The organism is Enterobacter sp. 18A13, assembly GCF_007035975.1.
Lineage (GTDB): Bacteria > Pseudomonadota > Gammaproteobacteria > Enterobacterales > Enterobacteriaceae > Enterobacter > Enterobacter vonholyi.
Genome location: NZ_AP019634.1, coordinates 3,261,657 through 3,288,426 on the forward strand (window position 1 = coordinate 3,261,657; position 26,770 = coordinate 3,288,426).

Annotated in this window: 23 protein-coding genes and 1 tRNA gene; 3 read left to right on the forward strand and 21 right to left on the reverse strand. The window is 49.5% G+C overall.

The annotated features are described in order from the left end of the window. Nucleotides 1-50: 50 nt before the first annotated feature. The 3 genes from FOY93_RS15750 (at nucleotide 51) to FOY93_RS15760 (ending at nucleotide 2,457) form a co-directional block, all read left to right on the forward strand. Entirely contained in the window at nucleotides 51-980 is a 930-nt protein-coding gene (locus tag FOY93_RS15750; RefSeq protein WP_133294871.1) for a formate/nitrite transporter family protein, read from the forward strand. 75 nt (nucleotides 981-1,055) lie between these two features. Next, nucleotides 1,056-1,130: transfer RNA gene (locus FOY93_RS15755), tRNA-Arg, on the forward strand. A 160-nt stretch (nucleotides 1,131-1,290) separates the two neighbouring features. Further along, nucleotides 1,291-2,457 (forward strand): tyrosine-type recombinase/integrase, encoded by a 1,167-nt coding sequence (locus FOY93_RS15760; protein ID WP_143345732.1) that lies wholly within the window; start codon nucleotides 1,291-1,293, stop codon nucleotides 2,455-2,457. On the opposite strand, the gene FOY93_RS15765 is transcribed toward FOY93_RS15760, so the two are convergent. The 21 genes from FOY93_RS15765 to FOY93_RS15875 all read right to left on the reverse strand — a co-directional run bounded on the left by FOY93_RS15765 (nucleotide 2,458) and on the right by FOY93_RS15875 (nucleotide 26,692). Then, nucleotides 2,458-4,593 carry a tetratricopeptide repeat protein gene (locus tag FOY93_RS15765; RefSeq protein ID WP_143345357.1) on the reverse strand — a complete coding sequence of 712 codons (2,136 nt, stop codon included), beginning with the start codon at nucleotides 4,591-4,593 and terminating at the stop codon, nucleotides 2,458-2,460. A gap of 586 nt (nucleotides 4,594-5,179) precedes the next feature. Continuing rightward, a complete protein-coding gene (locus FOY93_RS15775; RefSeq protein WP_143345358.1) occupies nucleotides 5,180-5,452 on the reverse strand; it encodes an Ogr/Delta-like zinc finger protein in 273 nt (90 codons plus the stop codon). 277 nt (nucleotides 5,453-5,729) lie between these two features. Next, nucleotides 5,730-8,417 (reverse strand): DUF927 domain-containing protein, encoded by a 2,688-nt coding sequence (locus tag FOY93_RS15780; RefSeq protein ID WP_143345359.1) that lies wholly within the window; start codon nucleotides 8,415-8,417, stop codon nucleotides 5,730-5,732. After that, the gene (locus FOY93_RS15785; RefSeq protein WP_143345360.1) at nucleotides 8,414-8,824 is read right to left on the reverse strand and encodes a DUF5375 family protein; all 411 of its coding nucleotides are present in this window, start codon (nucleotides 8,822-8,824) and stop codon (nucleotides 8,414-8,416) included. The genes FOY93_RS15780 and FOY93_RS15785 overlap by 4 nt, the downstream gene beginning before the upstream one ends. Beyond that, nucleotides 8,814-9,053, reverse strand: coding sequence for a hypothetical protein (locus FOY93_RS15790; RefSeq protein WP_013095753.1), 240 nt, complete (start codon nucleotides 9,051-9,053; stop codon nucleotides 8,814-8,816). The genes FOY93_RS15785 and FOY93_RS15790 overlap by 11 nt, the downstream gene beginning before the upstream one ends. After that, nucleotides 9,050-9,622 (reverse strand): host cell division inhibitor Icd-like protein, encoded by a 573-nt coding sequence (locus FOY93_RS15795; RefSeq protein ID WP_143345361.1) that lies wholly within the window; start codon nucleotides 9,620-9,622, stop codon nucleotides 9,050-9,052. The genes FOY93_RS15790 and FOY93_RS15795 overlap by 4 nt, the downstream gene beginning before the upstream one ends. Nucleotides 9,623-9,730: 108 nt before the next feature. Continuing rightward, the gene (locus tag FOY93_RS15800) at nucleotides 9,731-10,735 is read right to left on the reverse strand and encodes a P2 family phage major capsid protein (RefSeq protein ID WP_044158865.1); all 1,005 of its coding nucleotides are present in this window, start codon (nucleotides 10,733-10,735) and stop codon (nucleotides 9,731-9,733) included. Nucleotides 10,736-10,749: 14 nt separating this feature from the next. After that, a complete protein-coding gene (locus tag FOY93_RS15805) occupies nucleotides 10,750-11,613 on the reverse strand; it encodes a hypothetical protein (protein ID WP_143345362.1) in 864 nt (287 codons plus the stop codon). A gap of 11 nt (nucleotides 11,614-11,624) precedes the next feature. Further along, nucleotides 11,625-11,855, reverse strand: coding sequence for a helix-turn-helix transcriptional regulator (locus FOY93_RS15810; protein WP_071884875.1), 231 nt, complete (start codon nucleotides 11,853-11,855; stop codon nucleotides 11,625-11,627). Between the two features lie 600 nt (nucleotides 11,856-12,455). Next, the gene (locus tag FOY93_RS15820; protein WP_143345363.1) at nucleotides 12,456-13,787 is read right to left on the reverse strand and encodes a VasL domain-containing protein; all 1,332 of its coding nucleotides are present in this window, start codon (nucleotides 13,785-13,787) and stop codon (nucleotides 12,456-12,458) included. A 103-nt stretch (nucleotides 13,788-13,890) separates the two neighbouring features. Next, nucleotides 13,891-14,361, reverse strand: a complete 471-nt coding sequence (locus tag FOY93_RS15825; RefSeq protein ID WP_143345364.1) for a hypothetical protein — start codon at nucleotides 14,359-14,361, stop codon at nucleotides 13,891-13,893. A 14-nt stretch (nucleotides 14,362-14,375) separates the two neighbouring features. After that, on the reverse strand, nucleotides 14,376-14,831 hold the full coding sequence (gene tssE / locus FOY93_RS15830) for a type VI secretion system baseplate subunit TssE (protein ID WP_143345365.1): 456 nt from the start codon (nucleotides 14,829-14,831) through the stop codon (nucleotides 14,376-14,378). Next, on the reverse strand, nucleotides 14,831-15,376 hold the full coding sequence (gene tssJ / locus FOY93_RS15835; RefSeq protein WP_143345366.1) for a type VI secretion system lipoprotein TssJ: 546 nt from the start codon (nucleotides 15,374-15,376) through the stop codon (nucleotides 14,831-14,833). The genes tssE and tssJ overlap by 1 nt, the downstream gene beginning before the upstream one ends. After that, complete coding sequence (tssG, locus tag FOY93_RS15840; protein ID WP_143345367.1) at nucleotides 15,354-16,439, reverse strand: type VI secretion system baseplate subunit TssG; 1,086 nt, start codon at nucleotides 16,437-16,439, stop codon at nucleotides 15,354-15,356. Before tssG ends, tssJ begins: the two co-directional genes overlap by 23 nt. Beyond that, nucleotides 16,403-18,157: a type VI secretion system baseplate subunit TssF gene (tssF, locus tag FOY93_RS15845; RefSeq protein WP_143345368.1), complete on the reverse strand. Its 1,755-nt coding sequence runs from the start codon at nucleotides 18,155-18,157 to the stop codon at nucleotides 16,403-16,405. The genes tssG and tssF overlap by 37 nt, the downstream gene beginning before the upstream one ends. A gap of 87 nt (nucleotides 18,158-18,244) precedes the next feature. Next, nucleotides 18,245-18,670 (reverse strand): DUF1240 domain-containing protein, encoded by a 426-nt coding sequence (locus FOY93_RS15850; RefSeq protein ID WP_143345369.1) that lies wholly within the window; start codon nucleotides 18,668-18,670, stop codon nucleotides 18,245-18,247. Between the two features lie 27 nt (nucleotides 18,671-18,697). After that, entirely contained in the window at nucleotides 18,698-19,120 is a 423-nt protein-coding gene (locus FOY93_RS15855) for a DUF1240 domain-containing protein (protein ID WP_136195513.1), read from the reverse strand. Continuing rightward, on the reverse strand, nucleotides 19,120-20,388 hold the full coding sequence (locus FOY93_RS15860) for a PAAR domain-containing protein (protein ID WP_101701094.1): 1,269 nt from the start codon (nucleotides 20,386-20,388) through the stop codon (nucleotides 19,120-19,122). The genes FOY93_RS15855 and FOY93_RS15860 overlap by 1 nt, the downstream gene beginning before the upstream one ends. A gap of 30 nt (nucleotides 20,389-20,418) precedes the next feature. Beyond that, the gene (gene tssA / locus FOY93_RS15865) at nucleotides 20,419-22,020 is read right to left on the reverse strand and encodes a type VI secretion system protein TssA (protein ID WP_136195515.1); all 1,602 of its coding nucleotides are present in this window, start codon (nucleotides 22,018-22,020) and stop codon (nucleotides 20,419-20,421) included. Further along, nucleotides 22,020-25,487: an ImcF-related family protein gene (locus FOY93_RS15870; RefSeq protein ID WP_143345370.1), complete on the reverse strand. Its 3,468-nt coding sequence runs from the start codon at nucleotides 25,485-25,487 to the stop codon at nucleotides 22,020-22,022. The genes tssA and FOY93_RS15870 overlap by 1 nt, the downstream gene beginning before the upstream one ends. Beyond that, nucleotides 25,484-26,692 (reverse strand): hypothetical protein, encoded by a 1,209-nt coding sequence (locus tag FOY93_RS15875; protein ID WP_143345371.1) that lies wholly within the window; start codon nucleotides 26,690-26,692, stop codon nucleotides 25,484-25,486. The genes FOY93_RS15870 and FOY93_RS15875 overlap by 4 nt, the downstream gene beginning before the upstream one ends. Nucleotides 26,693-26,770: the final 78 nt, after the last annotated feature.

The following is a 26,770-nucleotide window of genomic DNA, read 5'->3' on the forward strand; positions in this document are numbered from 1 at the left end:
CCGACAAAAGCCGCTACGCTTAACAGAAAGATCAATCTCCGGGAGCATATATGAAAGAAGTGGGCGAAGAAAAAATTGGCGAGAGCAATGAGGAACTTGAAATTGAAAGCGAGGAGAAAGCGCGCGGCGAGAAAATAGAAATTGACGAAGATCGCCTCCCTTCCCGCGCGATGGCCATTCACGAGCATATCCGCCAGGACGGTGAAAAAGAGATGGAGCGCGACGCGATGGCTCTCTTCTGGTCAGCCATCGCTGCAGGGCTCTCAATGGGAGCATCTCTGCTTGCGAAAGGGATATTTCATGTGCAGCTGGAGGGCGTACCCGGCGGTTTTTTACTCGAGAACCTCGGTTATACCTTCGGCTTTATTATCGTCATCATGGCCCGCCAGCAGCTATTTACTGAAAACACGGTGACCGCGGTTCTGCCGGTGATGCAAAACCCCACACTCGGGAATTTCGGTTTATTGATGCGGCTCTGGGGCGTGGTCCTGCTGGGAAATATCATCGGCACGGGCATCGCGGCCTGGGCGTTTGAATATATGCCGATATTTGATGAACCCACACGGGATGCGTTTGTAAAAATCGGCATGGATGTAATGAAAAACACGCCGGTCGAGATGTTCTCGAATGCCATCATCTCCGGCTGGATTATCGCCACGATGGTGTGGATGTTCCCTTCAGCAGGCAGCGCCAAAATTGTCGTGATCATACTGATGACCTGGCTGATTGCGCTGGCGGACACCACGCATATTGTGGTCGGGACCGTTGAAATCCTCTATCTGGTCTTTAACGGTACGCTTCACTGGAGCGATTTCTTCTGGCCGTTTGCCCTTCCGACGCTGGCGGGAAACATCTGCGGCGGAACGTTTATCTTCGCGCTGTTAAGCCACGCCCAAATCCGTAACGACATGTCGAACAAACGCAAAGCTGAGCTTAAGGCACGGGAAAATGATGATAAATCGACAAAAAAATCGACCTGAATGGTGACTCTTTGAGCAGTCAGGCGGCGATGCGCTTAACGCAAAGTGTAAATAAGGCTATACTCGTGCCGCCTCGTCCCCTTAGTTAAATGGATATAACGAGCCCCTCCTAAGGGCTAGTTGCAGGTTCGATTCCTGCAGGGGACACCATGACTACCTCTTAGTAAGTCCAAGAACTTCCATAACTCACTGATTTAAATCCTAATAATTGATATTGCTCGTCTAAAAAGGTGCCATTATTTCTAATGGAATCTAAATATCTTTGCGTATAAGATTGTGTATAACTGAGTTCGATCTTTTTTCTATACACATGCTGCTATCTGACATTCAAATAAAACGAGCAAAACCAAAGGATAAGCCCTATACGTTGAACGATGGCATGGGCTTATCACTACTTATTGACCCCACAGGCAGTAAAGGCTGGCGCTATCGCTACCGTTTTGCAGGAAAGCCCAAGATGATTTCTTTTGGCGTCTACGGTGATGTATCGCTTGCTCAGGCACGTGCTAAACGTGATGAAGCTCGTGCGATGTTGGCCAAAGGGATCAACCCCAGCGAGGCCAGAAAGGCTGAGAAAATTTCGCTGCAGTTTGCACATGAGAATAGTTTTGAATCTGTAGCAAGGGAATGGCATGGTTCAAAAAAAGCCACTTGGTCAGCAGGGTACGCAAAAGAAGTTCTCAACTGCATGGAAAAAGACATTTTCCCTTTTATCGGCCAACGCCCAATCGAACTGATTGAACCGCTGGAGTTGCTTACCGTTCTGCAAAAGATTGAGAAAAGGGGTGCTTTGGAGCAAACCAGTAAGATCCGCCGCCGTTGTGGTGAAGTTTTACGTTATGCCGTCGCCACCGGACGAGCTAAATATAACTTTGCTCCTGACTTGGCTATTGCACTCAACAAGCCTAAAACTCAGCACTTCCCGTTCCTAACTGAAAGTGAATTGCCTGCTTTTGTCAGCGCTCTGGAGAACTACCAAGGCAGTTTAGTAACCAAGTACGCCACACAGCTGCTGATGCTCACTGGTGTGCGAACAATCGAACTACGTACAGCAGAATGGGCTGAATTTGATTTAAAAAATGCATTATGGGAAATACCCAAAGAGCGCATGAAGAAACGCCGACCTCATCAAGTTCCGTTATCTACTCAGGCAATCAACATTCTGGAAAAGCTACAGACTCTTACCGGGAATTACAGCCTCGTTTTTCCTGGCCGTAATGACGTCAGGAAGCCGATGAGTGAAGCAAGCATTAACAAAGTGATAAAACTGCTGGGCTATCATGGTAGGCTAACGGGGCATGGTTTTAGACACACAATGAGCACAATTTTGCATGATCATGGTTTTGAAAGCGCATGGATTGAAATGCAACTCGCGCATGTTGATAAGAACTCTATTCGAGGCACTTACAATCATGCGCAATATTTCAAAGATAGACTTATTATGATCCAGTGGTACTCAGACCATATTTTCCAATAACTATTTATCAATTACATTACGAACATCAATTACTTTTGTATAAATTGAAAAATTACCATATGTTTTAAAACTCTCTAATCCTTTAGAAAAATCACGACTTCTAGAATCAAATACAATCAAAAAACCTACATTAGTATCTTTATTTTCTAAATAATGAATGATCTGCGATTCGCCTGATATCGCATAGGTTGAACTGTATCCAGAACCACACATTTTTAGCTCCACTACGAATTTCAACCCATTTTTAGCAATTAAGTATAAATCAATAAAACCAGCACCAGCTCTATCCTCCTGAACTAACTCTAATTCACCTCCAAACCTAGCGGATAAAAACTGAAGAAGATGATGCTTTGCCACAGTCTCAGGATTCGACACCCACTTATATATTTTTTTATCATCTTTAATCCAATACTGCATTCTGGAAAGGGACGATATAGATGCTGAAAAATCATCAAACGCTGAAGATAGTGAGGACAAAGATATTTCGATGCTGCTTTTGCTATCAAGACCGGTCATCCCAGAACTTAGTTCATCAATGTTATCAATACATTGCACAATATAGTCCCTAATAATTTTATCTTGATCATTCAAACCTGTATCACCTTGTTCACTTACAATTTTAAAGTACTTATATGCTTCTTGATATCGCTTGTTCTCGAACAATGTTTTTGCATACGTGAATGTTAAGTTAGGCAAAGACCCAACTATATCAATCTTATGTTTTAAGAGATCACAAGCCTCATCTAACCGTTTCTCCTGGAGTAAAAAATAAATGAGATTCTGAAATGACTCCATGTCTTTAGAGTCTATATCAATGCTTTCATATAATTTCTCTATTGCTGTAGGCACATATCCATTTTCTGCATACTGTCTAGACATTTCATTTAGAGCCATTGCTTTTGCTTTATAATCTTTCGATTCAATAGCAAACGCTAAAGCTTTATCTAGGATCTCAATATTTTTGCTGAAATCGTAATTCCCATTTAAATACTCCACCATTAAACATCCAAATTTCATATGTGGAGATACCAAATCATCACTCAATACATCGCCAAATTTTAAATCAGAAACTTCATCTGCGGATAAAGAATTCAAAATCCTATTAGTTAAAACAAAACCTTCATCCTTTATTGTTAACTCAAGCTGTTGGTATTCTTCTTGTATTTCATCTGCTGCATCGTTCTCATTAATAAACCTCAATACAATTTCAGCTTTAACAAGACTAGCATGCAGTTTAGGTTCTTCCCCAAGAACCCCTCGCCTCAGAGCACAAGCCATTAATATTGGTTCTTTTGCATCATGATGCCTATTTAAGTTTATTAATATACTTCCCTTCCGTTGTAGCAGAGTAGCTAAATATCCTTTTCCTATATATGAATCAGAAGATTGAAGTTCAATTGCTTTATCAATCAATTCCAGTGCAACAGTGTCGTTTTTACCTTCAACTCGCTCAAGCAGCGTGAAAATAACACTAATAGCCTCTTTTTTATTTCCACTTACAATAAAATTATCAATTGCCTTATTTGAATATAATTCAAAGTCTTCTGTCTGTGTAGCCAATCTTGCCAAATTTCTAAATGCGCAACCAAGAATCATATTATTCTTTGTTTTCTTGATGACTTCTTGTAACACTGCATATGAAGCGTTAAATGAACCCTTTTCATAAAGAACTCGAGACTTTTCAATATATAGTGACATTTCCTCTAACTCACTCATTGATTCATCTTTTAATCGGAGGCAAGTTTCAACATCCTTCTCTAGTTCATCAACCAAGCAAAATTGTGAAGAAAAGGCCACTAAGTACATGCATACACTTTTCAACTGAATATCGTTTAAATGATAGGATAATTCTTTTAAAGCAAAGTAATAATCATCTTTCAACAAATGGAAACATTTCAATGATTCCAATGCTGAAAAATATGCTTCATCATATTCACCTTTCTCGGTAAAGCTCTTTATTTGTTCTGCAGATTCACTTGAAAAATTAGAAAGTGAATTTTTCATTATATCAAAAAGGTTTTTTTTGAATTCACTACTTTCATCAACAACTTGATCACCACCACTTTTTATAGTTCCTACAAGAGTTTTAGAATCAAAATCAAACTCAGCTTTTATCTCGTATTTAATTTCTTTCATACACCCTCTATATTAACAAAAAACGTTAGCAATTAATAAATTGTATATAATCAAAAGAGTATTTTTCTATAATCTACATCATACTAACATAAATATAAAACAGAACAATAACCACACCACAAAAAAAATAAACCGGGCAGAAAAAAACCAATAGCATTATATTTAATAAAAGGATTTGTAGATAAGAAAAACCTATTAATTTGTGTCACATAAACTACTTTCACGACAAAAAAATCGCACTACACCGCACCCGCCTGCGGTTTTCAGATGGCAAAAATTTTTCAGTTGGGATTTTTTACAAATGATAGCGCCAGACCGCGCTACAACTGGGGATTTACAGCGAGCAGGAAACTGAAAAGAGTGAAAAGAATTTCAGCTTTTTTCAGTTTAGCTTCACTCCAACATCGTAACCACTAGAATTAAGCTATTGATATTAAAGACATATAAAATTTTAGGTGAGATTTTTCATGATAACTGACGGCACACCTAAAAGTTAACAAGCTGATTCTTATAGATATTTTTCCTTAAGCAGCTGAAATTTAATGAACCGAAGCCGGGAAAATTTTAGTGACTCCCGGCGTGCCGTTCACTGGTTCTCTTTGGCTGCCAACAGGAGTTCTAACGCTTTTTGTCGCTCGTCCGGTGGCAGGGCATCCATTAGCTCTTTAATCCGTCCCTGGCCGCTCAAAGCGCTGGGACTAATCGTGTGTGAGAAGGAAACGTTCATCACAAACGTATGCCCACACTCTACGTTAGAGCAATAACAGTACACATCTGATAATTTGGGGTGCTTTCGGTTTGTTTTCCTCACCGTTGCCGCAGACATACACTCCGGGCAGTAAATTTTCAACACTCGCATAGCTAAACCTCTGTTGCCTGCCAGAAGAAGGGATTTTGGTTCCTTTCCTCTTGTTCTGAACGTGTAACACTGGTAACACGTGTAAAATCTTTGATTTAATTGAAATTAATCTGTTACCAGTGACCTAAATAAAGAGGTAACGCGTGGTAACACACTGATTTTTGTTACCACTGTTACCAGTGGCTATTTCTGACTGGTAACAGTGGCAAGCCTTGCCGTCACTGCCTGTTACCTCTGTTACCAGTGTTACCTCATAAAAATAAGACTCACGCGATTACTATTCGGGATCAGTGCTACCCAATACTTGCGTATTAAACTGGTACACACGCTTAAGCCCTATTTCTGGAAGGCGAACGCTGTTTTGCGTTCTCCCATCCTCCCCGGCTTTCAGCCAGCCCGCCTCAACACACAATCTGGCCACCTTTCGTGAATCGAACCCTTTACAAATTTCTTTCCAGCCAGATGGCAATACGTAGAAGGTCACAGTGGATTCTGTCACGTTGTCGCCCTTGTCCACTTTCCTGAACCCCATCATCGACAGTGGGCGGTTCCTGTCGTCGTGCCAGTCAGCAAAGCGGCTGAACTGGTTACGTGTCATATAATCCCTGACCTGCTCCAGTGCGGTTTTATCCTCCTGGTTCGCGGTATGCCCACGATCAGCCATCCATGAGGCAAGACAACACTCAGCAGCCCTGAACGCCTCACCTTCAGGCCATCCGGTTATCCCGGCTTGTGTGGCAAGTTCTCCGGCCATAGCAACCAGCGCAAAACGGGTAACAGCACGCCCAACCTGATTTCCTGCATCCGCTGGGGTCAACCTGCGGGTGTAGTCCTTCAGCAGCGCTTTCGCCTGGCTGGTCAGTTCCTGGAGATCGGCTGTCAGACAATGCAGCCAGTCGCGGAAGGGTGAGCCATGATAATGAATAACGGCGTGTTCCAGATGCTCCGCCAGCGCTTTACCACCACTAAAGCCGTGCAGCTCCTCAAATACTCCATGCTTGCCCGAATCACTCGGGATCTGGATCATGCGTACTTCAACCCCGGCGTAGGTTCGCTCTCCGGCACTGGCGGCGTGCTCGACCAGTGACAGCTCCCCCGTGGAAAGAAACAACAAATTCCAGCGGTTTGTTTCCCGTACCGAACCATCAGTTCGGGCACGGGCTTTGCCCTGGCCGTTCGCCAGCATGTAGGCAATATTCCCCGCCTCTCTGCCATCCACCTCGCGGATTTCATCAAGCATCAGTGTGGCATCATTGCGGCGGCTGGCCGTTCCTTCCAGCGCGTTCCCGGTAGCACGCCATGTATGCCAGAAATCCGTACCACCGCACACCGAAGCAGCCACTTTCATGGTCGTGGTTTTACCGTCTGTAGATTCACCTTTCAGGTGATAACCGCCGCCACCTATGCCAACCAGCTTCAGAAGCGGCGCGGCGAATGCCAGGCTTACGGCAAAGGCCAGTCGGGCATTATTGACGCAATAGCGACCTATATTTTCCCGCCATTCTTCCGTGGTGCCCGTAACACGAAAATCACGCCCCTGAACGCTGGAAGTCTGGAGAATGACAGACTGTGACTCTCTGCCGATCACTTCATCCTGAAGAACATAAACGCCGCCATGCCAGCCTGTTTTATTCACGCAGGTCACTTTTCTGTCGGGCTTGCACAGGGAGATGTATTCCATCAGGTGCGCTCTGGCCATCCCGTTGATATTGATATAAGAAAGCCCATTGACCAGCAGTACGCGCCGCAGTTCCTCTCCGCTACCACCCAGCATTTCCATCGGCATTGCCCATTTTCGGCTAATGCCGTTGGTGTCCTCCCATTCCAGCAGACGGCCATAATTACTGCCGTCAGCATCGCTGGTGATAGCAGTCACACGCAGTGGACTGCAAATCTTGATATTGCGGATCTCAGTGTCACCATCTGATTTGTTCACCAGCTTGTCATACCACAAATATTCTTTCGTGAGCCTGAACCCCTGCGGTAATCTGGTTTGCCCTTTTCCGTGCAACGTCATTTCCTCCCGGAAGGCTTCACGCGCCCTTTCCTTCCCGGTTTCCTGGCGATAATCATCCCAGTCGGCTTTATGACGTACCGGAGGCAGCGTTACCCAACCATCTACGGCTTTCGCCGCTTTTTCAGCCCATACCCGGCCAGTGTTCTCTTTCCCGTCAACAAGATCGTTATCTCCAGCCAGGATAATCCGGGTGTCAGGCCATCGAATGCGGATTTGCTCAGCAACCTTTACCAAATTTGTGGCCGCAATAGCTGCAACGATCCAACCTTCAGCCAGGAGGCTGACCGTCAACGCAGTGGCATATCCTTCAGTGATAATGACCTGTTCCGGAGCATCAGACGGAACATCAGCCACGGCAATAAAAGCACCTGCCAGCTGACTGCCGGGTAAAAGACTTTTATCACCATCGGAGTTAATAAGCTGACCGCCTGTAACATTCCCGGTGATGTCAGTTAAAGGCAGCAGCAGCGACCCGGCTGGAAAAGACATCCCCGCCAGATTGATGGCGGCAGTAAGAAGCGGTAAAGAGTAACCCTGTAATCCCTTTCCGGTCAGATAGGCTGATTCACCGTTTTGAGACAGCTTTTTAAGTTTCTGATAGCGGTCTGCCCCGGTCTCTTTTCCCCCCGTCTTTTTCCTGGCTGGCATAGCGGGTTTATCCTGTACTTCAGGCAATGCCAGTATCTCAGAGACCATTCCCGCGACCTCCTTCACTGAGCGCCCAGTCACCAGACGGATTAAATCAAGGCCATCGCCATTGCCGCACTGATTACAGAACCATGTTCCGCGCCCTTCTTTGTCATCAAGACGAAAGCGATCTTTTCCGCCGCAGGCCGGACAGGCACCGTGGCGTCGGGCGGAAGGAACCTTAATCCCTAACGCGGAAAGGATGTGTGGCCAGCGCCCGTTTGCTGCCCCCGAAACCGCAGATACAGACTGAACTTTCATAACAGTACCTCCCCGACTCCCGCAGTGGTAATGCTGAAACCAGGAGGTACTTCTCCATCTGGCGCACCGAAAACGATGTCCCGGTACACTTCACGTAGCTCAGAAACACCAAATGCGGAAAGACGGATATTTTCGGCCATGTAGCCCGGTGCCAGCATTTGTTCCAGAACGTCACACGCCAGACGATGCCCCTCTTCCTGGCCGAATTCGTTAATCCAGGGCGCTTCAATGTGATAAAGAATATTCATGGCTACACGATCAGGTGTCAGCTCGATACGCTCGCCATCCTCGATATACACAGCTTCCCCATTAATCCGCAGCATCAGGGAGATATAGGCGTCAGCAATGCAGGAGCGCAGAAATGCCGCCCGAAATTCTGGTGAGTTGATCCCGATATTAGCGTGCATCGCTTTCTCCTTTCATAGTGCTGGTTTCCTTCACTACGCCTTCCAGCTGTTCTGCAATACATGCCATTAGCGCTGCGGCACCTTCAGCAGAAATCGTTTTCGTTCCGCTCATTACAGGCATTGAAAGAATTTCGGCAAGAAACTCGCTGGCCTGAGCTATTCGTAAAAGACGGCTTTCGCCCACTTCAGACAAGGTGCAACCATGTTTAGTGATAGGTAAATGGTTCATGCGTTCACCTCCCCGAAATTGTTCATCGGAATACGTGCGGCGAAGCTCAGTACAAAATCGGCAACGAGTTTCAGACGTGCAGCTCGCTCGCAGGGTGCAACAGTACGCACAGCGAATGGACGCGCGGCATAGTCAGAACGGCGAACAGCGAGAAATACAAAGGTAAATTGAGGGTGAGGCAAAGCAGGGATCGTAGCCATGGTGGCAATCTCCTTCAGATAGCGGGTAACGCTACCACCGGAGTTCCTACGCTCATGGGTGGTAGCCCAGACGGGGGTAGGAATACCGGCTCTGAAGGATACCGGCCAGCCCGAAAGCTGCCCCGCCTGGACTACCATAATTTGGATGATGTGGCGTAAATAACGAATAAATACGGTTAACCACCACACCATAAAATAAGGGTGAGTCAAAGCTACGACACAAAAAAACACGCTCGGCGCGTGTGGTGTCGCCTTCAGATAACACGGGTTCCTACGCCCGATTGCCGATTTTGCGGCAACGCTGCGAATATAGCCCGAGCATTTAGCATGGTGCAAGAATTTTATAACCGAATCTTGTGTGTTGAACATATAGATAAACCCTGGCATTCTTAAACCGCAGACCGAAGTTTCGGTTTTTCATTATCCTGTTGCTGTGCATAAGACCCGCTTTTAGCGGGTCTTTTTGTTTCTATAGTCTCAGTCAGAAAAAGTCACCGCACTCTCATCAACAGCTGCATAAAGCTCCGGTTCACCCAGCGCATACCCTTCATTACGAAGATAAGAATTAACGTATTCACTTTTCTCATCATCAAACTCAGCCCGGAATGATCGGGTTCGGGACTGGGTATAGATGTGCAGATTATCCAGCGTAGTGACCGCAAGACGTTTTCCCGGCATGAACGGCGGGATAAAAGCAAACCGTCCAGCAACCGAACTGACTGCCATTTGTGCAGCATCCACATCAGCCGGGCGATCAGCTGCGTTGAAGAGCTTAAGACGCTGTTTAGCAGCAAGCTCGGCACCCACGAGAACCACCAGACGCGGATCTTCCCGATAAGGCTCTGCAATCAACTCAGTGATGAGGTGATTAGCGAGCAGATCGAGGTTTTTCCATTCCCCGGTATCTCCAAGGGTTAGAGGGGTGCTTAGAACCTGCTGACCATCTCGATAGTCTTTTGCCAGCGCATGCCAACCGATATTTACATCCTCACCTTTTTTATTGATCTCAGGATCAGTCGTATCGGCAATTGACTCTCCATTAAAACCAACCCGCAACATATCAAGTGCATAAGCCTGACTAAAAAACGCACTGACCGATTTATCAAATTCGCCCTGAACACCTGTATGATAAATATGTGACATATCTAAATAGCTGATTCGTGCACACGTGTCAGTTTCGGACAGAAAAAATTCAGTGCCATTTATCGCTAACATCTTACGGAATCTGCCACCATGAACTCGTCCTGTATGTAACTCGCTGGCTCCAATATTAATGGCATTACCTGAAACAGCATTAACGTCACGCAAAGTGATATTATTGATTAACCAACCAGACTCAAGAATTGAGCTTCGCAAAATATTTTCCGTTGGTTTACTTAATGCAAATCTTCTGTTTGAAGATTCCTGGTAATTTGTGCCAGATACGAATTTACTGTGATAACGGCGTGCAGCGTCCGGCCTTTCGGCTTTGAATGCGTACATGATTTATCCTTTTATTATTTACGAAATATTTTTTTCTTGTGTTCAGAGAGCTGATTAAATTTCACAGCATGTTCTGCATACTCTCGATCGCTTACTACGGAGCGAAGTATGGCATTTTCAGCGCGGTAGTACTCCCGATAGGCCATAGTTCGACTTATCCCACCTCTTTCCAGTTCGTAACGGTCATTTGGGTATGCACAACATTTAAGAATGTGCTCAACAGCATTATCCAGTGCGCATAGAGCATCCAAGATAAATCTCACATCCCGAACTAAAGTCGCATCGTTTAAAACGTTAATAAACTCATCGGGAGAAGTTAACGGTCTGGAAAACGAGTTAATATATCTTTTACTAACGTTCCCCCCGATATGTTCAGCCTCTTCAAGTAACAAACTTCCGAATCCTCTGAAGAGACTTACCCGCGTTTGCTGCTCTTTCTGCCGTAAAAATGCAGAATGGTACTGTCGTTCATAAGCATCACGCGCCCCTTTCACGGCATTTTTGTTTTTTACTTCAGAAACTGTTCTGGAGTTAACATTCAACCCTGCATTTTTTAATGCGTACTCGGCAGTTTTAACCTCTCTTTGTCGGAAGGATAACTCTTCTTCTTCACGGTGACATAGCACCTCAAATCGGCTCAATAGGAGATTAGTTTCTTCGGTAGTCGCCTCTGTATCAGGGATCATTAGACCAGTTAAAGAACATAGTTTCTGTCCTTTAATGCGAAGTTTATTCAAAAAATAAATCTCAACGATTCTTGCGATACATGCAGCATCACTATATCCATCTTTGAATATACTTACCTGATATGCTTCTAATAGTGACGTGCTTTCATTCTTGATTGAGAGTATTTTATTAGCATTCCTTGGGTTAATCATTTTAATACCTCTTATGAGCAATTATCTTTCCTGTTCTGAATATTTTTCTCTATCCAATCATTAATCTCGGCTTCGACCCATGCTACAGATCGAGCACCGATAGACACCTGTCTAGGAAAGTCTTTGCTTTTCATTTTTAAATAAATAGTTGACTTTGGAAGCCCCGTTAAATCAATTACATCCGACATCCGTAAAAGTCTTAATTTTTTATAGGATGGTTCACTGTTAAGCATAAAACTCATAATTACCCCACTCATTAATTACTATTACTTCTTTATTGGTCTCGATTGGATATTTATATACTTACACAGATGAATTTATTCGTAAAGTTAGCCCCATGACAATTCATTCAAAATTATTGAATAATAATAAGTGGTGAATAATATTGAGGAGCACTGAATGTTAACGAGCGACAACCATTGAAAACGGTTGTTAACTACTGACAATCATCAAATTTGACGAATGAATTTGTAACATTTTGTAAAGTGGAGGCTGGAGGCTGGAGGCTGGAGGCTGGAGGCTGGAGGCTGGAGGCTGGAGGCTGGAGGCTGGAGGCTGGAGGCTGGAGGCTGGAGGCTGGAGGCTGGAGGCTGGAGGCTGGAGGCTGGAGGCTGGAGGCTGGAGGCTGGAGGCTGGAGGCTGGAGGCTGGAGGCGTTGCAGAATGCCTCCATCTCGGATGAAAACACAAGCATTTATTGATGTGTATAATTAGGTGTATAACTTCATATAAGACAAATTAAATTAATGATATATTTCAACAACATACATAACAGGTTCTATTTATGCAGGGGACACTTTACCCTCCCGCTTATTTCTGCACATCGCTTCTTCACACCCGCATTCATTGAGCAGAAAAATCCTGTTTGATTTGAGCATAACGCGTTGCCAGCTGTCTTAGACGCAACTCCAGCTGGGTCTTTTCGGCTTCAGGCAGCGCGCTTTCAGCACTATGCTCTGACAGGCGTCGGAGTTGTTCTTCAGCCGGTATGGTTTGGTTAAAGGACTGTATAGCTGAAAAAATCACCGATTTAAGCTCACTTACCGTGATATATTTTCCTTTTTGCTCATCCAGACTACTCAGCCTATGGCTCAGTTGCTGAAGCTTCATCATTCCCTGATACCAGCTGTTCATGGAATCGACAGGCAACGCTGCCGAGTTAAATTTTTGCTTCCACTGCACGGTGAGCGACTTCGCTTCCTCCGGCTGCAAAGTCTGGAGTTGCGCTAACAACTGAAGGCTGTAGGAAATATTCCAGTCTGGTGGCAGCTTATCCAGTCGGGCAAGCTGCTGCTGCGTTTCGGTGATAAACGTGGACGGAATGGTGCCTCGCTGCGCTAACGCGTCTTGCTGAACAGGAGTAAGCACTTCAGGTAACGGCGCCAGCGAGGCAATGGCCTGAGTCGTTAAGGGATCCGGTCTCGACAGAAAGCCCCCTCCCCACGCCACGGCGAGGCTGACCACCAGCACAGAACACATCCCGGCGACAAAGGGTTTCCATGGTCTGACAGACCCGTGCGCAGTCGGACGATCCTTTGTATCCGGCTGATTTTCCTGCTGCACAACGTAGACCCATTTCACTTCGCCAATCGGTTCTGCCCTTTCCTGAGGTAACTCGCGACCGGGCATTATGATCGCATCCAAATCTGATGCGTCATTACCGCTTTCCAGCCGTTCAGCACTTGAACGTATCAACGTTCGTAACGTATCGAACTGGCTAAGGTGTTTGAGTTCGAGACGCTGGAACACCGCGCTCTGGCTGGTAAGCAACGCTTCAGCACTATAAAGCTCACGTAGATGGCTGTTGTTCAATGCAAGCATGCGCATGCGCTGCTGCAGGCGCTGGCTCAGGCCACTAAGGATTTCCAGACGAGCGTGTAGCGTCTTCGGCCAGAAAACGTCCCACTGGCGGCTAATCAGGGCCTCCAGAATTGCCAACCCTTCGTTCAGGCCAGCTAATCCAGACAGGTGAGTACGGGCAAGGGTGTACCAGGCCGCAGTCTGCAACTCCACACCGTTTTGTTCAAACAGAGAGAGACAGAGTTTTTCGACATATTGCCAGTTCACATCCGGGCGAGCAGGATGCGTAAGCTTACTGAGTTCATCGCGAAGGGCGGCGTAATCTGGCAGCGTACGCGGGTCGCCGCCGGTTTTTAACGTTATATGTGTGGTCATCCTGAAGGGCCTGCATATCCGTGTAGTTAATTTCGTCAGTTGAGATGTAAGGCTATTTTGCGATTAAAAATGCAGTGACTAATAAAAGGAATGAATGTTATCGCTATGGCAGCAGCGCTAAAATCAGGCTGTAAAAAATGCCTTCATCAAATAGTTGTCCTGAACGGGATGAGATATCAGGGGGCGTAAAGATCCAGCCATTTACGCTCCCCGCACGCATGAACAGGCGTCCCTGAGAAATCACCTTATCCCCGGAACAGAAAGTCACCTCGACACAACCAGCTACGCCCTGTCCATACAGAAAGATCGGCATAAATCTGACCGCTCGGCTGCCATAATGCAGAACGATACCGGAAATCTCAAAAGCCCCGCCCTCCACCAGCAGATCCGGAACGGATACCGTCAGTGGCTCCACATTCAGTCCCGTATCTGTCAGCCACGCGTTCATCTCATCCTGAAGCTCAGCCATTCGCTGGCGAAACTCTGCAATATCAGCCTGACTCCTGCTGATTGCAGGAACAGGTGCAGGTTGTCTTGCCTGCAACTTCTTCAGGAACTGTGATTTTACGGACATGATGTTATCGGACCTTATATACGGAGAGTGGTGTCGAGATACTGCTGTTGCCTGAGATGCCTTAACAGGACCCGCCCTTCGGGCATAAATTCAGTCCCGTAGCGCACCAGGCCAATCCCTTTAAGTTCAGCGTCAATGGCATAGCGCAGTTCACCGGGGACATTCTGTTCCAGCAGGACAACGGTTATTTTTTTCAGGCGTGGTTCATATTTGAGCAGGACAGCAGACAATGTTCCCATAAGCTCATGGGCCGTTCCCGGCATGCCCTGCAGGATTTTGGTCATGTCCGGAAGGCCGTAGTCAGGCAGATGCGCCAGCGTGCCGGCGCGGCAGTTAAGGATACGCTGCATGTTATCAAGTACCGAGAGGATGACCTGATTTTCCTCACTGACCTGGTTGAGGTTGAGGCCGCCTGTAAAATTTCCGGTCAGCATTTCATACAGCGAAGGCGTGTTATGTCCAAAGGGCATCAGTCGTCCTTAAGCGGTTGCAGCGTCAGAGAGTTATCGCCTGCTTCCAGAATTCGCGGTTTATCCGGATCCAGGTCACTGCGTTTAATAACCTGCTTCCAGGCGTTGTTGTCCATATCCGGATGGCGGAACAGCCCTACCACCGCGACAAACTGCGTCTCTTCTTCCATTGGCATATCAAGGTTTGCATCGCCACCCGGTTTCACCACGACATCACGACTGGCCAGCATGTCGTCTTTCAGGATGGTGGCATCATCCTGAAGCAACTGCTGATATACCACCTTATCAAAGGTTTTGCGGTCTTTGAGCTGATAAACCCTTACCACCACCGGCTGAGACAGCGAGTTACTTTCACGGGAGTCGGTGTTCAGCGCCTCGCGCGCGGTGAAATCCAGATGCAGGATTTTAATTTTTTTATAGAACACTGAATTGAACGCCGATTTGGTACCGTCGGTGACGCTCTGCGTTACCCCACAGCCAGTCAGAGTGAGTGCTATCAGCGGCATCAGCCAGCGCGTAGTCTTAATTAAACTTGTACGTAACACGTCGGTTTCCTTGTTGTGGTTTTGCAGGCTCCAGACCGCTGTAATAACCCAGCTCTGTCGTAAAGGTCTCAGGAAAATCATCCGGAAGGCTATCACCGTCAGCGCCCAGCACGCCGTTCAACCCCAGCCAGAAAGGATTTTCTCCAAGCGGTGGAACGGCCAGCAGACGAACTGAAGTGGTCAGGGTAATTCTAGCTTTAAACCGCCAGCCCAGATATACCCGCAGCATTACCAGGAAATCCAGGTACAACTGACCATCCGGTTTCCAGCCCTGCGCTTCCTGTTCGTTGTCCGTCGCGAGAGCAACCAGCAGTTGGCTGCCGGCATCCATCGCTTCGTCACCCAGAGGCGTATTGCCATCAAGCAGAAACTCTTCGTCACCGTAAAAACCCAGCGGCCTGTCAATCTCCAGAGGCCGGAGGCAATACGGACTCACCTGCACCGTCGTCTCGGGCGCCAGCAGGCGCACCAGTGCCTGCATCCCTTCCTGAGTTTTACCCGGCTGCTGCAAAACCCCCAGCAGAGCCAGAAAGCGCGACACCGGCGTGGCAATATGATTTGCCGTGCCCGGTATCCCCAGCCCCACCAGTCCCAATAACGACTGCGAAATGCTGTCGGTCCCTCCAGGCTCAAACGTGGCCGGATACGAGTATTTACGCCAGACGCGATAAAACTGCGTCAGGATGCGGTGACTGAAAATATCCAGAAAGCCCTGCAGCGCCTCGTGCCCTTCCCGGCGCTGGGTGATGTCATCGAGGTAGGCCGTTGGTAAAGGCGAATCAACGCCGTACATCCCCATAAAGGTTGTGCGGATGAGCGGTGGCCTGCTGTCATCATCCTCGTCATACTCGACAGCCTTCAGCTCGCTCGCCGGGAACCCCATCCCCGGATGCGGCGCAAACCGCACCGGGTCATCCGCCGGATGGCTGGTAGAGCCCATCAGCGGCCTGCCCGGATTACGCTTCTCCAGTAGCTGGCATAAACGATAAAAGTTGATGCGGTGAAGATCGGCCTCCAGCCGCGGGGTCAGCCGGGAATGCGGCGGTTGTGCTTCTCTTCCCATTCCAGGCGCTCTCCGGTCGGTTGCAGAATAATAATCAGGCGGTTAAACAGATAGATATCGGTGTACAGTGCAAAGAAGCGGCTCAGCATCTCGCTGAACAGACAGATATCGCCGCGCCCGGCAAAGCCGTTGCTCTCAAGCGTCACCTCAATCTGCACCCCGCGCACCAGATATCCCTGCTCAAAGCGTTCCGTTTCACTGTGCTTCACATCGATAATCGCCTCCAGACGACGGCGGTTCATCTCGCTGTCAGTCCACTCATACAGCGCCAGCGTGCCGCGCAGCACGTCGGCATTGTCCATCATCGACAGGAAGCCGCTGCCGAGATGGCTCAGCACACGCCAGTGAAAGCGATCCTGTGCCGGGGGATAACAAGGCAGCGTCGGCGCACACAGGTTACGCACGGCGATACTGGCTGAAGTGGTTTTCATCACTGTATCAAGCACGGTACTTTGCAACGCTCTGCGAGGCAGTTGGCCATTGGTGCCGGTTAGCGTCAGCGACAGGCTTTCATCCTCCGGCACCGTGTGGTTATCAAACGCTTCACCCCCCAGGATAAGCCAGGTGTTATGCAGTCCGGAGGGACCTCGGCGCACGCGGGTGTGGTAGTAATATTCCGGGGCTTCATGGCGCATCATTCCGCCTTTGTGACGGAAGCTGGAGAAAGGCACGTAGATATGCTGGCTCGATGACATCACAGAATCGACCGCGTATATCTCGGTATGGCCATCCTGCACGCGCATCGGGCGCAGCATGTATTCGGTCTGCAGGGAGTTGAGCGTCAGCGGGTCAGATTCCAGCGGGAACAGGTTGATCACCGGCACACAGTTCAGGCGCAGATGCTTTTCGGTAAAGCTGAAATCATGCTCCCAGCGTTCTGCCAGCACCACGTCGATTTCAAACCAGGGGAGCTCGGCCGGAAAAGCTACGGTCTCCAGCCCACGCAGCCCCGTGAACATGAATTTCTCACGGAAGGTGAAATACTCCAGCAGCAGCTGATAGCCGCTAAAGCTGCTGCTGCCTTTCGGCCAAAGGTCATCATCATCACCGAAGCCCAGCGCGGTGAAATACCCGTCGAGCGGTCTTCTGTCCATGTCGCCCGGCATCCGCAGCCAGAGGCGCGCCGTGTTCATGGTAAAGACCTCATGCATGGCGCAGGCCAGCGGTGCATCAGCGTTGAAGTAGAACGGGAGCTGGCTGAGATCGACACGGCTCCAGTCGGCGAGATGACTGCAGTTAAAGCGCAGCGTGATGACCGAACGGCCATCTGGATCGGTCGCCAGTCGGGCACTCTCAAGCGACAATGGCTGAAGGGTAATCTCTTTGGTGGTGGTGTACCGGCAACGCGTGCCTTTCTCACCGATCGGCCGCGAGTTCACCTCAAAGCCTTTGACGATGCGCATCTGCTCTTTCATCTCACGCCAGTCAGGGGTGAATTCCACCACCGACATGGACGGAATGGTACGCAGGTAATGCGGCCACAGCAGGCTGACCAGCCCTTCGGTCAGTTCAGGCAGGTCGTCATCGAGCTTTTCACGAAGACGGCCCATCAGGAAGGCAAAGCCCTCGAAAAGCCGCTCCACGTAAGGGTCGCGCGCCCCCGCCTTATCGAGATTGAGCATTGCCGCCTGCTCGGGATGAGCACGGGCAAACTCTTCACCGGCTTCCAGCAGATAGCGCATTTCAGCGTCGTAGTAACGCAGGGTTAAATCATCCATATTTATTTCTGCTCAATAATTGCCGAATGAATAGTATTATTTAAATAAAATTGTGCTGATGATGTTCCGGAGAACAGGAACATCTTATTAATTATCACGCTGCCCACATACCGATGGTGGTAGTACATACTCAGTAGCCATCCCCGGCATCCATCCATCAGGACGGCCGGTGCATTTCACATAGCCTTTACTCTCAAGAGTCGAAGTGTACGCAAACGAAAAGATGACAGAACTGACGATAAAAACACCTACCAGACCAATAAATACTCTGCTTGTTTTTTTACATTTAATAACCGCCTGTTCCTCGCCGTACCGCATAGCCAAATACCAATATATACATGGAAATATCAGAATAATCGGAATCATTAGCAAAGCGGAAACTGTTGGTGAAAATACAATGTCACTTCCAAACCCAAATAACTCACTATATGCATCAATTGCGAACCACAAAGAGCCTATTGAGGAAACACACCAAATAATAAGGTTACCAAAAAATCTATGTTTAGGACTCATAAATCAATCACCTGCGATGTTAGGTCGTCAATGTATGACGCAGATAGACGGATCTTTAACATAGCGGGTTGCAGTTCCTGCCATCCAGCCCGAAGGAACACCATTACAACGGAGATATCCCTTGTTGAGCAATTCTTGGGGGTACAAACAGGAAAATAACACTCCTAATACTACGATAGCAATGCAACTCCACTTCAAATAAGAAACATAATTATCCATTGTTTTGAAAGCAAAATCCTTCCCCTTAACAATCATCAGAATAAAATAAATAAGTGGAAAAATCATCACAACAGGCAAGGCAATTAATGCAATGCTTAACCATGAGAAAACAATGCTATCTTCGAAAGAGAAGTATGACTGAAATATACTATTTCCAAGATAAATACTCAGCACGCATAAGCCGAGGATTATTACTATAGCAAGAAAAGGTCGGATTTTTTCTTCAAACATCAGTACAATCTCCGTTGAATACTCGTCAGATTATCCCGAATATAATTTCGAACCTCCTCAATAATCACATTCTTTCCTCTAATTAACATTTGCTCAGCAAACATTGCCCCAAGATCCAGTAATCCCTGTTCAGCCTCTCTGGCTTTGTTTGCAAATTCTTGTTGTGCTGACTCTATATAGGCTACAACCTTGTCAGTCGCACCAAATTTTTCATCAAGAACATTTAAGGTAATGGCAGCAACACCGCCAACGACGACAACTATTGCTAAGTTTGCAACGATCCATGGAGTTACCAGAACCAGTCCCCCCCCCCAAACGACAGCAGATGCTATACCAATTTTAACTGCATCTGTTGCCAGACTACCAATAAATTCAGCGAAGGAGGTTTCATCATTCATAATGTAATCGATAGTGCGATATGCTGCAGCCACATAAAAAGTTAATCTTGCACCTTCTATGATCGATTTCGCCAGACCATACTTGCCTATGCCTATATCTACAACCTTAGGGTTCTTTGCAGAAAAAACTGGCGCATTTAATATTTTCCTAACCCCTGGGTAGCCACTGATTTTAATCAATTCTGTGCCTTTATGATTCACATATACCGTGGCCTTTATCCCAAAACTACCTAACTGCCCCACCAACATGGATGTTGTGACGACATCCTTTATATTTGTACCATAGTTAACAATTATTTGACCTGGTGTGCTTTCAGTTATCGCAATCCAACCGTATTTCCACGCCCCCCAGGATGACAATATCTCAAACACTTCGGGTAAAGTTAGTAACATGATGTCTTGGTTATTTTTCTTAAACATCATTCTTAACTTTTCATCAGGTAAATCATGTGTGTTTTTTAACACAGGGTAATCAGATACGAATCCCGTTGGCTTTTGCTCACCGGTCAGATAACCAGGCAACTCAGGAGAAGTCTGCGCCGGGGCCGCTGTAAAGCCTGCTGCCGATTCCCCAGCGGAAGCTCCACTGCTCTTCTCGTATGTATCATCCATCATTGATGGAATAAACCTCGCCTTGCAGGGGCAAGTACTATAGCTGTCGAGGGTTCCGGCCATTCGCCGGTCATGAATAGTATCGTTGTCGATGCCGCCGGCTATCTTGAATAGTCCGGCATGCTTCCCGCAGGTCACACTGTCCTGCTCCCGCGCTACAGGTTTATCAAACAGAGTGTGATCCTCTGCGCCCGTGGTGATTTTCCCGCCGCAGGTCGTCTTGTCGCCCTGCACCAGGTAAAAGCCTTCTGCTGCCATATTTTTCCCTTTAGCTGAATTCTGTCCGGGTTATCCGCAAAGCACTGCACTGCTGGCCGGATCGAGCGCAATCAGACCGGACAGAAGCAAATCCATCTCGGGCTGAAGCCGTGATTTATCAGTTTCACTTCGTGTGGCTTTCATGCGCAGCAGTCTGAGGCGACGTGATTTCACTTCAAACAACAGCGCAGGAGTCCACTGTGTGAGGGTGATTGACTGTGCTGCACCATCGAGCTCACCCAGCAAATGCAGCGCCAGTTCATTCTTACCTTTCTGCTCGGCCACACGGGCCATCAGCAAACGCAGCAGCCATTTGTCTTTCGTGGAATCCGCACCCGGGCGCGTCTGGAGCCAGTGGAGTGTGGCGTCCAGACCGTCAGTGTCCGCTTTCTCCAGCGCTTCCGGCTCAAGAGCCAGAATATCGTTATTATCCCCACTGTCGGCACTGACTGGTTCATCCCGCCAGCCGGGCATATCGTCGAGCACGCTCTGATTTATCCAGTTGAGCGTGACCTCATCGGCAAACGGCGTACCGTCGTTAAAGGCCAGCGTTTCAAGACCGGTAAGGCGGCGCAGCAGTCCTTTCAGGTCGGCGGCGATGATATCGGCCAGCACATCTTGCCCTGACTTCACCAGGGCCTGATGGATATACCACTGCAAATCCAGCCAGAGGTGATTGGCGCCACGCGAGAAGGTGCTGTCCGCCTGCTCCAGTATCTCCAGCCAACTCTGCTGCAGGTACAATCGTTTGAGCATGGCCCGCTGGTCAGCTCGCGGAGGTTCGATACGCGTTTTCCCTTCGGCATCCGGCGCAGGGATCGCTCTCAGCGTGTCATGACGTAAGCTTTTCATGAGCCGGTGTGCGGCAAGCCAGCCATCGGGCTGCTCGCGCAGATATCCCGTCAGGGTACGGGCCTGGGCCAGCAAATCCTGACCGGAGGTGATGCGGTTCAGAACCGGCGCATCTGACTCGGTCGCATGCGTAAAGGGCTGTGACTGCGCCTTATTCCCTGCGTTCTGCGGTACCACGGCATCCACACCACCGGCCTTCATCAGGCGAGACTCCAGCCCGCTGTAAAGGGCATTCAGCTCTGGCCGCGATGCTTCCGGCTCGGTCTCCAGACGGGTACTGATGAGCAGCAAGGCCCCGGCTGTACGCTGTGCATCCTCGCGGATGACCTCCGGAAACAGTGACAGACTGTCCAGGACACGGCTACCGGCAAGCCATTCCAGTGCAGCCTTGCGGCTTCGGTCCCGCTGCGGGTGAAGCAGCATGCCGTAGCGCTGCAGTAATCCCGCCAGCAGTTCAAGCCCTTCGGCAAAGCCGGCTTCGCCATCCTGGTGAAGCCGCGCCCAGCAGTAATACGTTGCAACCCGGATGTCTTTGGCCGTGGTGGTCAGTAACTTTTCAGCAAGCGTGCATATCAGTTCGGTATCAATCCCGGAGAGCTTATTAACCTCTTCGCGGATACGCTGAAAATCATCGTCATATCCCGGGTCTTCCCCTGTCGGACTGGCAACGCTTAACGGAGCAAGCCAGGGCTGCCAGTTATCCGTGCGCGCCTGCGCCTGTTCACGCAGTTGAGCATCGTCAGCCTGACAGGCGGTAACCAAATTCTGCAATGTGCTCATTATTCGACGCCCTCCATGTCATTGTTTTCCATATTAGCCATCAGCGCCTGAGCGGTGGCCGCGCTGTCGACACTGAATATCTGATCCGGCAGCGTGAAACCGCGCAGATCCAACAGCGCCAGCGGGCCTTTTCCAAGTTGTGAGCGCAGCACCCACTGCAGGGTGCGACCGTCCGGGGCGGTAAAGCTCATCATCCACTGGCTGCGGTCCAGCTGCTGACGCTTGCTCAAGTCCAGCCAGCGGATAAAGCCCCAGGTCCCGCTGTAATCCCCGAACAGACGCGCACCGGCGTTGACCGTGGTCCATGTCAGCATCGTTCCCGGCTTGTACGTGTCTCCCGGCCAGCGGAAGCTTTGCCACTCGGCCATCTGGTTGAAATAGTGCAGCTTTTGTCCATCAATGGTTAGCTGCGTCTCCACCACCTGCGGCACAGGACGCGCCTGCAGCTCAAAGCTGATGCCCTGGCTGCCATCGGTGAACAGGATGTCTGACAGCTGGCTCAGCTGGTTAATGGCCCGCAGGAAGGCCGGGTTAAAGTTCAGCCCCTGGCTGTTGACCTTATCCGGCACCCACTGGCTGCCCTCTTTGTGCAGCACACCGTTGAGCTCTGTCGACAGGAAGCGCTCTATCCGTCCGCTGTCCTTACGCACAAATTCAGCCAGCATCGGTAAAGAGGCATCACTTTTGCTGGCGGCAAACGGGAAACGTCCGTCAAAGGCAGTTTGCCAGTTCGCGACAACCGAGCGGCTCCATTTGTCATTCAGACTGGCTGCCGACGGCTGAAGCACGGTCTCCCAGGCCTGGGTCAGCGGCTGCACAAACATTGTGCTGCCAAATCCGCTCCACTCCTCGCCAAGACTTGCCGAAATCAGGCTGCCGTATTGCTGAGTGTCGGTGAGGTCCACGCTTTTGCCCTGGAACACGGTCTGCGCCAGGGTCTGCATCATTGCCTGCGGGTCAGAAGCGCTGGCCACCTGCTGCAGCCGCAGACGCACGCGGGTGATGCGGGTCAGATACGTCTGCAGACTCAGGGAGTTGTCCGCCGACATGACGTTGCTGCCCGTGTTTTTACCCAAAAGCTGAAGCAGCGGACCGAAAGTTTCATCCAGTGGTCCCCGGGGACCTGTTGCTGACTGGTCAATTGCGGGTTTGTCTTTTCCACCAACCAGCTCTTTGGCCGATTTGATGAGGGAGTCCGAAAGACCTTCGCTTTGCTGGCCTGTCTGTCCCTGCCAGGCGAGGGTATTCATCAGGGCAATCAGTGGCGACTGGCGGACATCGCTCATCAGCGTCAACTGGTCGGTAACGTCCGCAATATTGTTTGCCGGATTAAGTCGCAGGCTGTTAAGGAAGCTCAGCCAGCTGCCGGCAAAGTCGGTGAAGTAGCGTTGCGTCAAACGCGCTTTCAGAGCTTCCGGCGACAGGTCTGAGGAAACGGCTTTCCGGCTGTCACTCAGCACCCAGTCAATTTCATCGCGGCGCGACGTTGCCGCCTTCTCAATGGCCTGCTGAATGCCCCCTTCCCAGGCCTGGCGGGTAAACATGCCCGGCACCACTTCGTCGGTAGTGAACAGCCGACGCGCATCGGTACCGCTGGTCATATCCTCCAGGGAGACATCGGCGAAGTTACGACGCACTGACTTGAGCATATTTTCATACAGTGTGCTTTCAGCGTTACGACGCCCGATTTGCTGCAGCAGCACCTGTCGACTCTGGCTGACCAGCTGCGCATCCGGTGTGATTTTCCACTGCGGCTGCTCAGGCAGTTCGGTGATGTAGAAGGCCCACAAATCCGGCGCCAGGCTTTGCCACAGGCCGGTTGAAATACCCATTCGTGTCGGCTGCACGGTTTTCAGGGTCTGCGCATAAAACGCGCCGTCAACCTTATCCGGACGGGCCATCATCAGCCAGGCTTTCAGCTGTTCATAGCCCGGCTTCGCCAGTTGTGCACGCTGGTCGCTGTTGGGGGCAGAGTTTGCCAAAGCGCTGAGTTTTTGCGTGAGGGCCGCATTAGCCGGGTCGCGAATCAGGCGGTTATTCGCCACCCCGTACCAGGGCAGCATCGCATCGAGCAATTGCGGAGTATGGTTCAGACCAAAGCGCTGATACCAGGGGGCGCCTTCCTGAATACGGTGCTGCAGGCGGCCGGCGTCATTACGCAGGGTATGCAGAGCCGTGAGCTGGTAATCCGATACGGAAGGATGCTCCACCAGCGCATGCGCCTGCTCGGCAACAGAGACTATCTGCATGCGGTTGACCGCGAACGACAGCAGTGTACCCGCTCCCCAGATACCGATGATGGTCATCAGCGTCCAGGCCAGCGTCTGTTCCCAGGCCATACCGACACGGCGGCCACGCACACGGGTGCAGTCATCAACGATACCCTGCCATGTTGCGGGCAGGGTCAGCGCATGGCGTTGTGATTCGGGGATATATTTCTCAGGTTCGGCTGTCCCCTCAGTAGTATGAACAGGGTAACTGTCCGGCAGGCTGAACATCAGACCACGCAGCGGAACACGCTGCTGAGAGGCAGCCAACCATGGCACCAGTTGTTGAGCCCAGCGGGCGATGCCGCCGTCTTTAAGGTGCTGGCCCAGGCGCAGCAGGAAGTCGTGGCCATTGTTCTCAGCGACCTGACTCACGCCCTGCGTTCGCAGGGCCGGCAGCATCAGCTCAAGCTGGCGGGTAATATCGTCGGGCTTAGCACGCAGTGGGAAACTGGCCCCGACCGGCTGCTCAGTACGTTTTGCCTGCGACCAGGTGCTGTCGCACAGCTGCCACAGCCAGACCGGGGCGGAATAACGGAGCAGTTCGCTGATTTTTTCCAGTCCGCGTAAATTGTTGTCGCTGATTTGTGGGGTCAGATTAAGCGACTGCGGCATGACGCGGACAATACAGTCCAGTGGACGCCCGCGACGCAGTTTACGCAGCGCGGCGTATTTTTCCTTATCGGGCTCAGCAGTCAGACTGCCGCCGTATATCAGAACGGTACGGTTACCTTCAAGCCACTGGTTTTCCTGCAGGCCAGGTACCAGTAGTTCGATTGCCGCCTCATCGCCAGTGATTAACAGCAGACGGGTTTTACGACGCCAGTAAAGGCCAATACGGGAGCGGAGATGTCCCCGGATCTTGTTACACATGACCACCGCAGGGTGAACAGGCGCTTTATCATTTTCCCGCTTCTTTTTCTCATCATCACCGTTGGTGTTGTCGACAAGCTTATTAAACTCCTGTTTGCCGGCATTGCGTACCGCCGCCAGAAGCACTACGGAAACGATAAGGGCGCAGCCTGAAATACATCCGCCGGCAATAAGCCAGTAAATTTGCTGCTGACTTCCGTCTTCAATCCCGGCTATATCCGGATGCTTCCAGACCATGGAAGTCATAACAGCTAACAGCAAAAAGAAAATCAATGCGACAGCAAGATAGCGGCCTTCCGTAGTCTTCGGTGCTAAAGGTAGCTTCACGGATCCATCTCCTGTCGGGAAGCAATCGGGGTAATGAGCGTGCTCCACAGCACATTCTGTGTGGTATCACCGCAGATAATCATCTGTGGTAACTGAGTTTGTCGGGCGATTACGGTAGCGGCAGCGATAGCCAGCCAGGGGGCCGCGGCACCGGCATGTCCCATAGATGTATCGAGCGAAATGACGGCTTCGTCCTCTACAGACTGCACAGGGTGCGCATTCTGGCACGCAATAACTTCTGCACGCTGCTCACCTGTCAGCCCGGCAAGCCATAAATTTTTGACGATATTTTCTTTGAGCGGTACGTTATAGGCAGCCATGTTCATCCCCTCCCTCAGCTCACCGGTTGGAGAAGCATCTGGCCGGTGGAGCAACGCGAGAGGTTCGAGTGCCTCCTGGGTCAGGCGGTTGCCAAGAAGCAGAGTAACGGCTGCTTCAGCAGTATTGTTTGAAACAACCGGATCAATCTGGAGGCCAACAATCAATAACATCGCATCGTCTTTAATGCGGTGATCAAGCCAGTGGTTGACTACCCCCGGCCCATTGCTGTCTGTGTACTCAAGCGCGCAGGTTATGCCACTCTCCTGCCAGGCTTCCTGCCAGATATTTCTGACAACAGGGAAGGACAGAGATGACGAGACATCGAGGATGACAACAAGCGAAGCGTTCTCAGGAAACTGGTGAGCTGGAAGATCGGCAATAAGCTCAGAGAACAAACGTGAGATAATCAATCCAGGAGTATCTTCTGGTTCTGCCGTAATACGGCTCAGCCTCCTGCTTTTTTCGCCTTTCCAGTCCGACTGCGAAATGATAATGCTGTGATTATTGAGCATATCATCAGCGACAGGACGCTGTTCGTCTTCCTGATGGGCTGTAATAAATGTCGTATTCAACACCTGAAGCGCACGACGAGCCCTACGAGTCTCACTCAGGATCCATTGCTCCCGACGCCGGTCAAAACCATTCGCCTTGCTGTCCTGTAATGACCAGACCAACATGCGAAAACCGAAAGTTACAATCCAAACAACAGCGGGCGTACCAATAGCGACCAACCAGAAGTGGTTGTTATCGATGTATCGCCCGAATATACGCATGAAGATCACGCTGATGACCAACATTGCCACCAGGACAGCAAGCCAACGTGTTTTTTTTGGTGTGACCGGTCGTGGATAACATTCAGGGAGATGCTTTAGGGAATAAAACATATTTTCTCAGCCAAATAACTACAATAAAACGTCGAACACTATATTTAACAAACTTTAAATCAGATGCCCCAGCAAATT

What these genes read in the sequence shown, in the direction of transcription:
- FOY93_RS15750 (WP_133294871.1), top strand. Translation starts at nt 51, where the DNA reads ATGAAAGAAGTGGGCGAAGAAAAAATTGGCGAGAGCAATGAGGAACTT.
- FOY93_RS15825 (WP_143345364.1), bottom strand. Translation starts at nt 14,361, where the DNA reads ATGTCCGTAAAATCACAGTTCCTGAAGAAGTTGCAGGCAAGACAACCT.
- FOY93_RS15875 (WP_143345371.1), bottom strand. Translation starts at nt 26,692, where the DNA reads ATGTTTTATTCCCTAAAGCATCTCCCTGAATGTTATCCACGACCGGTC.
- FOY93_RS15760 (WP_143345732.1), top strand. Translation starts at nt 1,291, where the DNA reads ATGCTGCTATCTGACATTCAAATAAAACGAGCAAAACCAAAGGATAAG.
- tssG (WP_143345367.1), bottom strand. Translation starts at nt 16,439, where the DNA reads ATGGGAAGAGAAGCACAACCGCCGCATTCCCGGCTGACCCCGCGGCTG.
- FOY93_RS15855 (WP_136195513.1), bottom strand. Translation starts at nt 19,120, where the DNA reads ATGTTTGAAGAAAAAATCCGACCTTTTCTTGCTATAGTAATAATCCTC.
- FOY93_RS15810 (WP_071884875.1), bottom strand. Translation starts at nt 11,855, where the DNA reads ATGAGTTTTATGCTTAACAGTGAACCATCCTATAAAAAATTAAGACTT.
- tssF (WP_143345368.1), bottom strand. Translation starts at nt 18,157, where the DNA reads ATGGATGATTTAACCCTGCGTTACTACGACGCTGAAATGCGCTATCTG.
- FOY93_RS15785 (WP_143345360.1), bottom strand. Translation starts at nt 8,824, where the DNA reads ATGCACGCTAATATCGGGATCAACTCACCAGAATTTCGGGCGGCATTT.
- FOY93_RS15790 (WP_013095753.1), bottom strand. Translation starts at nt 9,053, where the DNA reads ATGAACCATTTACCTATCACTAAACATGGTTGCACCTTGTCTGAAGTG.
- tssE (WP_143345365.1), bottom strand. Translation starts at nt 14,831, where the DNA reads ATGCCCTTTGGACATAACACGCCTTCGCTGTATGAAATGCTGACCGGA.
- FOY93_RS15850 (WP_143345369.1), bottom strand. Translation starts at nt 18,670, where the DNA reads ATGAGTCCTAAACATAGATTTTTTGGTAACCTTATTATTTGGTGTGTT.
- FOY93_RS15805 (WP_143345362.1), bottom strand. Translation starts at nt 11,613, where the DNA reads ATGATTAACCCAAGGAATGCTAATAAAATACTCTCAATCAAGAATGAA.
- FOY93_RS15860 (WP_101701094.1), bottom strand. Translation starts at nt 20,388, where the DNA reads ATGGCAGCAGAAGGCTTTTACCTGGTGCAGGGCGACAAGACGACCTGC.
- FOY93_RS15780 (WP_143345359.1), bottom strand. Translation starts at nt 8,417, where the DNA reads ATGAAAGTTCAGTCTGTATCTGCGGTTTCGGGGGCAGCAAACGGGCGC.
- tssA (WP_136195515.1), bottom strand. Translation starts at nt 22,020, where the DNA reads ATGAGCACATTGCAGAATTTGGTTACCGCCTGTCAGGCTGACGATGCT.
- FOY93_RS15795 (WP_143345361.1), bottom strand. Translation starts at nt 9,622, where the DNA reads ATGTTCAACACACAAGATTCGGTTATAAAATTCTTGCACCATGCTAAA.
- FOY93_RS15820 (WP_143345363.1), bottom strand. Translation starts at nt 13,787, where the DNA reads ATGACCACACATATAACGTTAAAAACCGGCGGCGACCCGCGTACGCTG.
- FOY93_RS15765 (WP_143345357.1), bottom strand. Translation starts at nt 4,593, where the DNA reads ATGAAAGAAATTAAATACGAGATAAAAGCTGAGTTTGATTTTGATTCT.
- FOY93_RS15775 (WP_143345358.1), bottom strand. Translation starts at nt 5,452, where the DNA reads ATGCGAGTGTTGAAAATTTACTGCCCGGAGTGTATGTCTGCGGCAACG.
- FOY93_RS15800 (WP_044158865.1), bottom strand. Translation starts at nt 10,735, where the DNA reads ATGTACGCATTCAAAGCCGAAAGGCCGGACGCTGCACGCCGTTATCAC.